This is a genomic window from Streptomyces sp. NPDC029836 (genome assembly GCF_055574495.1).
The window spans coordinates 216814-229127 of the sequence record NZ_JBVHZI010000006.1; the positions used below are offsets into that span (position 1 = coordinate 216814).

General features: G+C 71.7%; 10 protein-coding genes. 2 read left to right on the forward strand and 8 right to left on the reverse strand.

Annotation, left to right across the window (positions count from 1 at the left end):
* Positions 1–888 precede the first annotated feature (888 nt).
* A complete protein-coding gene (locus tag ACZ4XJ_RS19700; protein WP_468496874.1) occupies positions 889–1641 on the forward strand; it encodes a leucine-rich repeat domain-containing protein in 753 nt (250 codons plus the stop codon).
* A 37-nt stretch (positions 1642–1678) separates the two neighbouring features.
* Here the strand turns inward: ACZ4XJ_RS19700 and ACZ4XJ_RS19705 are convergent, their stop codons facing one another.
* Together ACZ4XJ_RS19705 and ACZ4XJ_RS19710 are read right to left on the reverse strand one after the other, a co-directional pair.
* Entirely contained in the window at positions 1679–1873 is a 195-nt protein-coding gene (locus ACZ4XJ_RS19705) for an acyl-CoA carboxylase subunit epsilon (RefSeq protein ID WP_362875849.1), read from the reverse strand.
* Positions 1874–1893: 20 nt separating this feature from the next.
* Positions 1894–3477 carry an acyl-CoA carboxylase subunit beta gene (locus tag ACZ4XJ_RS19710; protein ID WP_468496875.1) on the reverse strand — a complete coding sequence of 528 codons (1584 nt, stop codon included), beginning with the start codon at positions 3475–3477 and terminating at the stop codon, positions 1894–1896.
* Between the two features lie 297 nt (positions 3478–3774).
* On the opposite strand from ACZ4XJ_RS19710, the gene ACZ4XJ_RS19715 reads away from it, so the two are divergent.
* Complete coding sequence (locus ACZ4XJ_RS19715) at positions 3775–4377, forward strand: YceI family protein (RefSeq protein WP_468496876.1); 603 nt, start codon at positions 3775–3777, stop codon at positions 4375–4377.
* A 67-nt stretch (positions 4378–4444) separates the two neighbouring features.
* Here ACZ4XJ_RS19715 and ACZ4XJ_RS19720 read toward each other — a convergent pair whose 3' ends face one another.
* The 6 genes from ACZ4XJ_RS19720 to ureA form a co-directional block, all read right to left on the reverse strand.
* Positions 4445–5803, reverse strand: coding sequence for a hypothetical protein (locus tag ACZ4XJ_RS19720; protein ID WP_468496877.1), 1359 nt, complete (start codon positions 5801–5803; stop codon positions 4445–4447).
* 209 nt (positions 5804–6012) lie between these two features.
* A complete protein-coding gene (gene cimA, locus ACZ4XJ_RS19725; protein ID WP_362883980.1) occupies positions 6013–7653 on the reverse strand; it encodes a citramalate synthase in 1641 nt (546 codons plus the stop codon).
* A gap of 282 nt (positions 7654–7935) precedes the next feature.
* Positions 7936–8601, reverse strand: a complete 666-nt coding sequence (locus tag ACZ4XJ_RS19730; protein ID WP_362883978.1) for a TetR/AcrR family transcriptional regulator — start codon at positions 8599–8601, stop codon at positions 7936–7938.
* Positions 8602–8631: 30 nt separating this feature from the next.
* Positions 8632–9693: an agmatine deiminase family protein gene (locus ACZ4XJ_RS19735; RefSeq protein ID WP_468496878.1), complete on the reverse strand. Its 1062-nt coding sequence runs from the start codon at positions 9691–9693 to the stop codon at positions 8632–8634.
* 120 nt (positions 9694–9813) lie between these two features.
* Positions 9814–11547 carry an urease subunit alpha gene (locus ACZ4XJ_RS19740; RefSeq protein ID WP_468496879.1) on the reverse strand — a complete coding sequence of 578 codons (1734 nt, stop codon included), beginning with the start codon at positions 11545–11547 and terminating at the stop codon, positions 9814–9816.
* A complete protein-coding gene (gene ureA / locus ACZ4XJ_RS19745) occupies positions 11544–12281 on the reverse strand; it encodes an urease subunit gamma (protein ID WP_468496880.1) in 738 nt (245 codons plus the stop codon). The genes ACZ4XJ_RS19740 and ureA overlap by 4 nt, the downstream gene beginning before the upstream one ends.
* Positions 12282–12314: the final 33 nt, after the last annotated feature.

Sequence of the window (12314 nt, forward strand, 5' to 3'; positions counted from 1 at the left end):
TCATCAGCGGGACGTTGGACGAGGTGGAGCTGCAGGCCCTGGCCGCGAGCCCGCTGATGGCCGCGCTGCTGTGCGCGCTCCACCTGGAGCGACGTCGGCAATTGCCCCGCAGTCGGATGGAGTTGTACCGGACGGCGTTGGAGATCCTGCTGCACCGGCGGGACACGGAGCGGGGCGTCCCGGGCGACCTCGTCGTCCCGTTGACCCTGGCGGACAAGCTCCTGCTGCTCCAGGACCTGGCCTGGCGGCTGTCGGACAACAACCGCAGCGAGATCGCCCGGGACCGGGCCGCCGAGCACGTGCGCGGCGCGATCTCCGCGATGCGGCACCTGGAGGGGGCGGACGGGGCGGCCGTACTGGACCACCTGCTGGTGCGCTCGGGCGTGCTGCGGGCGCCGGCCGAGGACCGGGTGGACTTCGTCCACCGCAGTTTCCAGGAGTACCTGGCGGCGGCCGAGGCGGCCTCGGAGGACCGCATCGGCAACCTGGTGGAGCGGGCGCACCTGGATCCGTGGCACGAGACGCTCGTGATGACGGCGGGCCACGCCAACCGTACGCAGCGGGAGGAGCTGATCGAGGGCGTGCTGGCCCGGGCCGCCGCCGAACCCCGTCACGCCCGCCGCCTGCGCCTGCTGGCGGCCTCCTGCCTGGAGACGATGCCCTCCGTGCCCGACGCGTTGGTCGGGCCGTTGGACGAGGCCCTGGGCTCGCTGGTCCCGCCCCGCCGGGCGAGCGAGGCCACCTCCCTGTCGGCGGTGGGCCCGCCGGTGTTGCGGCTCCTGCCGGCGTCCCTGAGGGGCGAGTCCGAGGCGGCGGTACGGGCCCTCGTCCGGACGACGGCCTTGATCGGCGGCGAGGGGGCGCTGCACAGGCTGGGGCAGTGGACCGATGACCCGCGGCCCACGTCCCAGCGGGAACTCGCCGACGCCTGGGAGCACTTCGACCCGCAGGACTACGCACGCCGCCCAGTGGCAGGCGATACCGCTGCTGGCCCATGCCCGGCGGATCGCGGTGCACCACCCCTTCACCCGAGGCCTGGGGGCGTTCGTGGAACTGGGGCCGCTGGAGAGGCTGTCGGTGACCGATCTGCGGGAGGACGCCGACCTCGCGCCCGTGGCCTCCCTCACCGGCCTGACGGCGCTCGACGCCTGGGGCAACGTACCGCTGCGCGACGTAGGGCCGCTGCGCGAGTTGCCGGACCTGGAGTTCCTCCAGCTCCTGAACTGGAGCACCTGCCCGGCGCCGGACGAGATATCGGACGTCCCGAAGCTGCGTGGCCTGTCCCTGGGACGGCTCCCCGCGGATGTCGGACTCGACTCCCTCCGCCTCGGCGTCCGCCTGAGTCGGCTGGTGCTCCAGGGCGAGGGCACACCGCGCGGCTTCACCGGCCTCGACCGGCTGGAGCGCCTGACCGGTCTCACGCTGTTCGGCTACGACCTGCGGGATTGGCTCCCGCGTCTGGAGAGCGGGCCCCCGCACCTGGAACAGCTGGTCCTGCACGGCTGCACGCTGCCCGAGGACCTGAGCGGCCTCGGTGTGCTCGGCTGCCGGACGCTGCGGCTGTCCGGGTGCCGGACGGCCGACGGCCGCCCGCCGCGCCTCGACTCGGTGCCGGAGGGCATCAAGGTCAGGAGCGGCTGAGCGGCCGTCGGGCGAGCGGGGTGCGTACCGCGCCGGGTCAGCGCCAGCTGTGCGGGGCCTGGAAGCCCCGGCTGCGCTCCAGGCGCCGCCAGCCCGCCGGGGGGCGGGGGATGTTGACGGCCTCGGGGGTCGCGGCGGCGCGGGCGAGCAGGATCGCGGTGATCGCGGCCAGCTCCTCGGGCTCGGCGTTGCCCTTCTCGACCTTCAACAGGGTGTCGGTGGCGATGCTCATCGGTGGCATGTCTCCTTCGTTTACTGCGGCGGGTTGCCGTGCTTGCGCGACGGCAGGTCGGCGTGCTTGGTGCGGAGCATCGCGAGCGCGCCCGCGAGGACCTCGCGGGTCTCGGCGGGATCGATGACGTCGTCCACGAGACCGCGTTCGGCCGCGTAGTACGGGTGCATCAGCTCGGCCTTGTACTCCTTGACCATGCGCGCGCGCATCGCCTCGGGGTCCTCGGCGTCCGCGATCTGCTTGCGGAAGATGACGTTGGCGGCGCCGTCGGCGCCCATCACCGCGATCTCGTTGGTGGGCCAGGCGTAGGTCAGGTCGGCCCCGATGGACTGCGAGTCCATGACGATGTACGCACCGCCGTACGCCTTCCGCAGGATCAGCGAGATCCGCGGCACGGTCGCATTGCAGTACGCGTACAGCAACTTCGCGCCGTGCCGGATGATGCCGCCGTGCTCCTGGTCGACACCCGGCAGGAACCCGGGGACGTCGAGCAGGGTGACGATGGGGATGTTGAACGCGTCGCACAGCTGGACGAAACGCGCCGCCTTCTCCGAGGCGTGGATGTCCAGGACGCCCGCGAGGTGACCGGGCTGGTTGGCGACGATGCCCACGACCTGGCCGTCGATCCGGGCCAGCGCGCAGATGATGTTGCGCGCCCAGCGCTCGTGGATCTCCAGGACGTCGCCCTCGTCGACGAGCTCCTCGATCACCTTGAGCATGTCGTACGGGCGGTTCCCGTCGGCCGGCACCAGGTCCAGCAGGACGTCGGAGCGGCGGTCCTTGGGGTCGTCCGTCTCGTGGACCGGCGGGTTCTCGCGGTTGTTGGAGGGCAGCATCGTGATGAGGTAGCGGACCTCGGAGATGCAGGTCTCCTCGTCGTCGTACGCGAAGTGCGCCACGCCCGAGGTCTCCGCGTGCACATCGGCCCCGCCGAGCCCGTTCTGGGTGATCTCCTCACCCGTCACCGCGCGGACCACGTCCGGACCGGTGATGAACATCTGCGAGGTCTCACGGACCATGAACACGAAGTCCGTCAACGCCGGCGAGTACGCCGCGCCACCCGCGCACGGACCCAGCATCACACTGATCTGCGGGATGACACCCGACGCCCGCGTGTTGCGCTGGAAGATCCCGCCGTACCCGGCCAGCGCCGAAACGCCCTCCTGGATACGGGCCCCCGCCCCGTCGTTGAGCGACACCAACGGGGCACCGGCCGCGATCGCCATGTCCATGATCTTGTGGATCTTCGTCGCGTGGGCCTCGCCCAACGCACCGCCGAAGATCCGGAAATCGTGCGCGTAGACGAAGACCGTACGACCCTCGACCGTCCCCCACCCGGTGATCACACCATCCGTGTAGGGCCTCTTCGCCTCCAGGCCGAAACCGGTCGCCCGGTGCCGACGCAACTGCTCGACCTCCTTGAAGGACCCCTCGTCGAGCAGGAGCGCGATCCGCTCCCGGGCCGTCAGCTTGCCCTTGGCGTGCTGCGCCTCCGTCGCCCGATCGCTCGGCCCGCGCCGCGCCTCCTCACGGAGGGAGTGCAGCTCGGCCACGCGTCCACGGGCGTCGGTCGGCTCGCTCGAAGTCTGGTCCACAACGGTCATGTACCGACCTTACGAAGTCCGACGGCGAAAACCCTCCGTTGGTTCCGCACAGTCTCGGACCCGATCCGCTGTCCGGCCCGGACAGAACCGGCGATGAATGCATGGACTCCCCCAGTCGAGACCGTGGCCCTTTGTGGAGGTTCCACAAAACAACGGACTCGCTGCCATGAAAGTTGAAATTTGAACGGAATGGGTCTAGCGTCTATCTCGTTGAAAGTTCAACGAGTTCGGGCCCCGCCGAACCCGTCGGACACCTCGCCGGACACGCCGGCAGCAGGATCTTCCGAGGAGGAAGTCATGGGTCTCTTCACCCGCCGCACCGCCCCCACCGCCGTCGCCACGCTCGAAGTGGACCCGGCACTGGCCGCCCTGACCGGCGACTACGTGATCGACGCCGCGCACAGCAGCATCGGCTTCACCGTCCGGCACGCGATGGTCACCAACGTGCGCGGCAGCTTCACCGAGCACGAGGGCACCCTCCACCTCGACGGCGGCGACCCGTCCCGCTCCACCGCGGTCATCGACGTGAAGATCGCCTCGATCGGCACCGGCATCGCCGACCGCGACACCCACCTGCGCAGCGGCGACTTCTTCGACGCCGAGGCCTTCCCCGTGATGAGCTTCCACTCCACCTCGGCCGAGACCCTCGGCGGGGACGCGTACCGGATCACCGGCGAGCTCACGATCAAGGACGTCACCCGCCCGCTCTCCATCGACCTGGAGTTCACCGGCTCCGCCACGGACGTCTACGGCAACGAGCGCGTCGGCTTCGAGGGCGCCGCCGAGATCCTGCGCTCCGACTGGGGCCTGACCTGGAACGCCGCACTGGAGGCCGGCGGCGTCATGGTCAGCGACAAGGTGAAGCTGACCTTCGACATCTCGGCGATCAAGCAGGCCTGACCACCCGCTCGCGACGCCGGCCCGGGGGCGGCCACCGCAGCCGCCCGAGCCACCTCGGCCACCGCTGCTACCAGCCGCCCCCGCCGTCGAACCCGCCGCCCCCGTCGAACCCGCCCCCGCCGCCGAAGTCCCCGCCGCCGAAGTCGGACGGGTTGAAGTCGGCCCCGGAGGCGTCCCCGCCCGCGAAGCCGCTCCCCGCGCCGCCGAAGTCCGAGGCGTAGGCGGGACCGGCCATCATCGATCCGAGCATCGTGCCCATCAGCAGTCCCGGCAGGATGCCCCCGCCGAAGTACCCGCCGGCCCAGGGACCGTACGCCGGGCCGGCGTCGTAGTACGGACGCGGCCCGCGCTCGGTGTCGACCGTACGGACCGCGGGGTCGAGGCCGTCGCGCAGCCGTACGGCGTCCGCCGCGCAGACCGGAACGGTACGGGCGGCCCCGTCGGGCGGCGCCCAGGCGGCGTCCTCGGTGCTCGGTCCGTGCCGCGGGTCGAAGAAGCAGGGCGATCGGCGCTCGGGCACCGGCGCGCCCTGACGGCGCGCGTCCAGGCGGGCCAGGGCGTACCGGCCGTCCTCCAGCGCCTGGGTCACGTCCTGCACCTCTTCGGGGCGCCGCACCGAAGCCATGATCTGCTTGGCCTTCTCGTACGAGTCGAGGGCCTGTTCGTAGTCGCGGCGCATGGCGTCGTCGGCGCCGGGTTCGCCCGGGTGGAAGTCCAGCCGCTCCAGTTCCTCGCCGAAGGCCGTGATGTCCTCGTCCACGACCACGGAGAGCCGCTCGATCGCCTCGCGCCGGGTCTCCTCCTTCTTCTTGCGGTTCCGCTTCACCAGCAGGTAGGCGCCGCCCCCTCCCGCGACGGCGACCGCGCCGAGCGCGACCAGCCCGCCGACCGGCGCCCCGTCGGAGGCGCCGGTAGTGCCCCAGGAAGCGGGGGCGGACCCCTTGGCCTGGCTCAGGGCCTGGTCGACGAAGTTGTCGAGCTGGGTGGCCGCGTCCACCGGGGCGCCGGTCTTCACGGCGTCGCTGAGGTTGCGCACCGCGTTCCTCGGCATGACGGCCGGGTCGGCGCCGGCGCTGAAGCCGTCGCCGAGGCGGATCGCGTACAGGCCGGTGATGCCGGTCTCGGCGCGGACGGCGGAGAGCACCTTGTCCTGCGGGAACTGTGCGGTGGCCGGCAGTACGGCGAGGAACACCGGCTTCCCGGAGTCCTTGATCTTCCGGGCCAGCGCGTCGGCCTGCGCCGCGGACAACTGCTCGCGGGCGCCGGGGTCCACGTAGACCGGGCCCTGCTTGAGGGCCTCCCCCACCGCGGCGACCCCGGTGGCGGCCGATGCCTGCGGGGCGGCCACGAGCGCGGTCGTCGACAGGGCCAGCAGCAGACCGGCCAGCAGCGGTCCGACACGTGCGGATATCAGCCTGGTCCTCATGCCTACGACGCTACCCGAACAGGTCGTTTCCTGTGTTAACAGGACATAAGGGCCAGGTCCGGACGACGGCGTGTACTACGGGCAGGCGCAGTTCGCGGAGGACGACCTCGCCGGGTCGGCGCCCGGCGAGGTGTGGGTCGACGGACGGGCGAGGTCCCGGGGGGCGTTTCGAAAAGTGCGGGACACCGCCTGTTGTGCCCGAAGCCGGACTACTCCGCCGGTACCACGCCCGCGTGCAGGAGACCGAAGGTGTAGGCGTCCTCCAGGGCCTGCCAGGACGCGGCGATCACGTTCGGGGCGACGCCCACGGTCGACCACTCGCGGACGCCGTCCGTCGTGGCGATCAGTACGCGGGTCGTGGACTCCGTGCCGTGCGTGCCCTCCAGGATGCGGACCTTGTAGTCGACCAGCTCGAACTTGGCCAACTGCGGGTAGAACCGCTCCAGCGCCACCCGCAGCGCCCGGTCCAGGGCGTTGACCGGGCCGTTGCCCTCGGCCGTCGCGACGATCCGCTCGCCCTTGGCCCACAGCTTGACCGTGGCCTCGTTGGCGTGGGTGCCGTCCGGGCGGTCCTCGACGATCGCGCGCCAGGATTCGATGCGGAAGTACTTGCGGGCCCGGCCCTCGACCTCGGCCCGCAGCAGCAGCTCGAAGGAGGCGTCGGCGGCCTCGTAGGTGTAGCCCTGGAGCTCGCGCTCCTTGACCCGCTCGACGACCCTGGCGATCAGCGCGCGGTCACCGCCGAGGTCGACGCCGAGCTCCTTGCCCTTCAGCTCGATGGAGGCGCGCCCGGCCATGTCGGAGACCAGCATCCGCATGGTGTTGCCGACCCGCTCGGGGTCGATGTGCTGGTACAGGTCGGGGTCGACCTTGATGGCCGAGGCGTGCAGGCCGGCCTTGTGCGCGAAGGCGGAGACGCCGACGTACGGCTGGTGCGTGGAGGGCGTGAGGTTGACGACCTCGGCGATGGCGTGCGAGATCCGGGTCATTTCGGCGAGGGCGCCCTCGGGGAGGACGGTCCGGCCGTACTTGATCTCCAGCGCGGCCACGACGGGAAACAGGTTGGCGTTGCCGACGCGCTCGCCGTAGCCGTTCGCGGTGCACTGGACGTGGGTGGCGCCCGCGTCGACGGCGGCCAGGGTGTTGGCGACGGCGCAACCGGTGTCGTCCTGGGCGTGGATGCCGAGCCGGGCGCCGGTGTCGGCGGCGACGGTCGCCACCGTCGCGGAGATCTGCGCGGGCAGCATGCCGCCGTTGGTGTCGCAGAGGATGACGACGTCGGCGCCGGCCTCGTACGCGGCGCGCACGACGGCTTTGGCGTACTCGGCGTTCGCGCGGTAGCCGTCGAAGAAGTGCTCGCAGTCGACGAAGACCCGGCGGCCCTGCTCCACCAGGTGGGCGACGGTGTCGCGGACCATCTCCAGGTTCTCGTCGAGGGTGGTGCGCAGCGCGAGTTCGACGTGCCGGTCGTGGGACTTGGCGACCAGGGTGATCACCGGTGCGCCGGATTCCAGGAGGGCGCGGACCTGCGGGTCCTTGGCGGCGGAGCCGCCCGCGCGACGGGTCGCGCCGAAGGCGACCAGCTTGGCGTGCTTGAAGTCGATCTCGGCGGTGGCGCGGGCGAAGAACTCCGTGTCGCGGGGGTTGGCGCCGGGCCAACCGCCCTCGATGAAGCCGACGCCGAAGTCGTCGAGGTGCCGGGCGATGGTCAGCTTGTCCGCGACCGTGAGGTTGATGCCCTCACGCTGGGCGCCGTCGCGCAGCGTGGTGTCGAAGACGTGGAAGCTGTCGTCGGGACCGGTGCGCGGCTCCGTCGGCTCGGTCGACTCCGTCGCCTCTGTCGTCGTCATGCTGATCTGACTCCTGTCGGATGAGTGGTTCCGGAAGCCCGGGATCCACTGCCCCCATCATCGCGCGCCGCCCGGTCCCGGCATGATTTCGGGCCGGGAAACGAAAAGACCCCTCGCGGGTGCGAGAGGTCTGCGCGCGGGTCCGAGGCACGGTGGCCGCTGCCGCGAAGGTCTTCCACGGTTCAGCGGTCACAGAGGACCGGCGCGCTGCTGTCCATAATCATGAGCTGAGCAGGCACGTCCGCAGTGTGCCACACGACCCGCCGTCCGTGGACGGAGATCTCACGATGCGGGCAGCCCCCGCACGGGGTGGTCCCCGGGGCCGCCGGGGACGGGAACGGTGAGGCTCTCGGTGAGGAACTCCCGTACGTGTTCGAGGATGTCGGCCCGGCCTATGCCGGGCAGCCCGACGGCGACCTGGATGCTGAAGCCGTCGAGGAGGGCCCGGAGCCGGGCGGCGTAGCGGTCGGGGTCGACCTGGCGGAACTCCCCGCGCGAGACGCCCTCGGCGAGGAGGGCGACCAGGTCTCGGTGCCAGGCGCCCTCGATGGCGGCCTGTCGCTCGCGTTCCTGGGGGCCGGCGTTCTGGGAACGGTTCCAGACCTCCAGCCACAGGGTCCAGTGCGGGTCCCGGGGGCCGTCGGGGACGTACAGGTCGACGTACGCCCGGAGCCGGGCGCCGACCGGGTCGCGGCGGGAGAGCAGGGCCCGCCGCTCGGTGCCGAGGGCGGCCTCGCTCCACTCCAGGGTCTGCAGCAGGAGTTCGTCCTTGCTGCGGAAGTAGTAGAGGAGGTGGCCGCTGCTCATGCCGACCTGGCGGCCCAGACCGGCCATGGTCAGGCCTTCCAGGCCGCGCTCGGCGATCGTGGCCATGGCGGCGACGAGTACGTCCTCGCGCGGGGGCGCGTTCTTGCGCGCTGCCCGTACCGGTACTCCACCCGCCACCATGGGCCACTCCTTCATGAGGTCCGCCGCAGGTCAGACCTTCGGCTGTTGCTGGGTGATGCAGTGGATACCGCCGCCCCCGGCGAAAATCGTACGTGCGTCAACCAGCGTCACGGTCCGCTCGGGGAACAGACCGCGGAAGATCTCGGCGGCCTCCTCGTCGCGCGGGTCGTCGAACGCGCACAGTACGACGCCGCCGTTGCACAGGTAGTGGTTGATGTACGAGTAGTCGACCCACTCGCCGTCCTCCTCCAGCACCGTCGGCGCCGGGACCTCCACGACCTCCAGCAGCCGGCCCCGCGCGTCGGTGGCGGCGCGCAGCAGGGCGGCGACGGTCTTGCAGCGCTCGTGGTCCGGGTGGGCCGGGTCGGGCTGGCTGTGGACCATGACGACGCCGGGTCGGGCGAAGGCGGCGACGATGTCGACGTGGCCCTGGGTGCCGTAGGTGCCGTAGTCGCCGGCCAGGCCGTACGGGAGCCAGATCGCCTTGGTGGTGCCGAGGTGGGCGTGGATCTCGGCCTCGACCTGCGCGCGGGTCCAGTCGGGGTTGCGGCCCTGGCCCAGTTGCACGGTGTCGGTGAGCAGCACGGTGCCCTCGCCGTCGACGTGGATGGCGCCGCCCTCGTTGACCAGGCGGGTGCTGTACGTGCGGGTGCCGATGAGGTCGGACACGTGCCGGGCGACCTTGGAGTCGTGGTCCCAGCGGGCCCATTCCTGGGCGCCCCAGCCGTTGAACGTCCAGTCGACGGCCGCCAGTTCGCCCGCTTCGTTGGTGACGAAGGTGGGGCCGATGTCGCGCATCCAGGCGTCGTCGAGCTCGCGCTCGACCAGGTCGACGTCGTCGCCGACGACCGCGCGGGCGCTCTCGGCGTCGCCCGGGGAGACGACGAGGGTCACCGGTTCGTACGCGCGGACCGCGCGGGCGACGGCGCCCCAGGCCTCGCGGGCCTCGGCGAGCTCCTGCTCGTTGGTGAAGGTGGGGTTGGGGCTGGGCCAGGCCATCCAGGTGCGCTCGTGCGGGGTCCACTCGGCGGGCATCCGGAATCCGGCGTCGACGGGCTTGGCCGGCTGGGCCGGCTGCGTCGGCTGGGTCATGGCAGGGTCCTCACAGGCTGGGCTGGGGCTGGGCTGAGCCGGCCGGGCCGGCCGGCTGCTGGGCTTGGCCGGCGGCTGGGCTTGGCTGGCTTGGCTGGGCTTGGCTGGGCTTGGCTTGGCTTACAGGAAGTACAGGCGGTTCAGGGAGACCGATTCGGCCGCTTCGGAGCGCAGCGGTTCCCCGTCGAGGGAGACGAGTCCGCTGCGCGCGTCCACATCGACCGCGCCCACCCGGGAGTTGCGGAGCATGTCCTTCGGTCCGATGCCGCGGGTGCCGCGGACGGCGACGCGGCGCCGGCGGGTGGGCATCTCGTCGGAGCCGAGCGCGGCGGCCGCGGCGGAGACGAAGGCGACGGAAATGTCGGCGGCGGTGGCCCCGTAGGAGCCGAACTGCGGTCCGAGGACGAGGGGTTCGCAGGTGTCGGTGGCGGCGTTGGGGTCGCCGGTGACGCCGTAGGCCGGGAACCCGGACTTGAGGACGAGTTGGGGTTTGGCACCGAAGAACTGGGGGCGCCACAGCACGATGTCGGCGAGCTTGCCGATCTCGATCGAGCCGATCTCGTGCGCCAGACCGTGGGCGATGGCCGGGTTGATCGTCAGCTTGGCCATGTAGCGCAGCACGCGGGCGTTGTCGTCGCCCTCGCCGTCGCCGTCCATCGGGCCCAACTCGCCCTTCATCTTGGCGGCCATCGCGAAGGTCCGCCGGATGGTCTCGCCCGCCCGACCCATGCCCTGCGCGTCCGAGGAGGTGATGCCGATCGCCCCGAGGTCGTGGAGCACGTCCTCCGCGCCCATCGTCCCGGCCCGGATCCGGTCACGGGCCATCGCCGCGTCACCCGGCAGGTCCGGCTTCAGGTCATGGACGGAGACGATCATGCCGTAGTGCTCGGCCACCGCGTCCCGACCGAAGGGCAACGTCGGATTGGTGGAGGAACCGATGACGTTCTCCACCCCCGCCATCTTCAACACGTTCGGCACGTGCCCGCCGCCGCACCCCTCGATGTGGAAGGCGTGGATCGTCCGCCCCTCCAGGACCCGCAGGGTGTCCTCCACCGACAGGCACTCGTTCAGGCCGTCCGAGTGCAGGGCCACCTGCACGTCGTACTCCTCCGCCACCCGCAACGCCGTGTCCAGCGCGCGGGTGTGGGCGCCCATGTCCTCGTGGACCTTGAAGCCGCTGGCGCCCCCCTCGGCGAGGGCCTCGATCAGCGGGGCGGCGTCCGAGGAGGAACCGCGGGCGAGGAAGCCGATGTTGACGGGCCAGGCGTCGAAGGCGTTGAAGGCGTGCTTGAGCGCCCACGGCGAGTTCACGCCGACACCCCAGACCGGGCCGAACTCCTGGCCGATGATCGTGGTGACGCCCGCGGCGAGCGAGGCTTCCATGATCCGCGGGGAGAGCAGGTGGACGTGGGTGTCGACGGCTCCGGCGGTGGCGATCATGCCTTCGCCGGACACGATCGAGGTGCCGGTGCCGACGACGACGTCGACGCCGTCGAGGGTGTCGGGGTTGCCGGCCCGGCCGATCGCGTGGATGCGGCCCTCGCGGATGCCGATGGACACCTTGCGGATGCCGAGGACCGCGTCGATGACCAGCACGTTGCTGATCACCACGTCGCAGGTCTCGCGGACCGCCGCCGCCTTGAGGTGCAGGCCGTCACGGGCGGTCTTGCCGAAGCCGGCCAGGAACTCGTCCCCGGGCTTCTGGGCGTCGTGCTCGACGCGCACGGTGAGGCCGGAGTCGCCGAGACGGACCCGGTCGCCGGCGCGGGGGCCGAACACGGAGGCGTACTCGTGCGGGTCGACGTGTCGACTGCCGGGGGCGCAGTGGTCGCTGTGCGGGGTCTTCTTGCTCACGCCGGATCTCCGTCCACGTCATCGATTCCTTCGGCCCCGTCCGCGCTACCCGCGGTCACGCCGAGGTAGCCGCAGGCCGCCGCACGGCGCAGGGCCTCCTCCTTGGCGCCGGGCGCGTCCAGCGGCCCGTCGACCAGGCCCGCGAAGCCGATGGCGATCCGCTCGCCGCCGATCGGGACCAGCCCGACCTCGGCCCCGCCGTGCGGGTCGAACCGTACGGAGGAGCCGGCCGGCACGCACAGGCGCATGCCGTAGGCGGCGGAGCGGTCGAAGTCCAGGCGCGGGTTCGACTCGAAGAAGTGGAAGTGCGAGGTGACGCTGACCGGCACGGACGCGGTGTTGCGCACGTGCAGGTGGAGTTGCGGCTGCGGCTGCGGGGCGCCGGGGCCCGGTACCACCGCGCCCGGAGCGTCCTCACCGAGCGAGGTGGCGCCGGCGATCGGCGCGGAGACCACCGCGAGGCGGGAGCCGTCGTCGAAGACGGCCTCCACGTGCACCTCGGTGACCACGTCGGACACGCCGGGCAGCACGTCGTCGGGGCCGAGCACGCCGCGGGCCTCCTCGATGGCCTCCGCCAGCCGCTTGCCGTCCCGGGCAGCCTCGCAGACGGTGTCCGCGATGAGCGCCGTGGCCTCCGGGACATTGAGCTTCAGGCCGCGGGCCCGCCGGGCCCTGGCCAGTTCCGCGGCGCTGCGCAGCAGCAGCCGGTCGCGCTCCGTAGGGGTCAGCCGCACGCCGATCCACCACCTCTTGAGTCGATGGGTTAG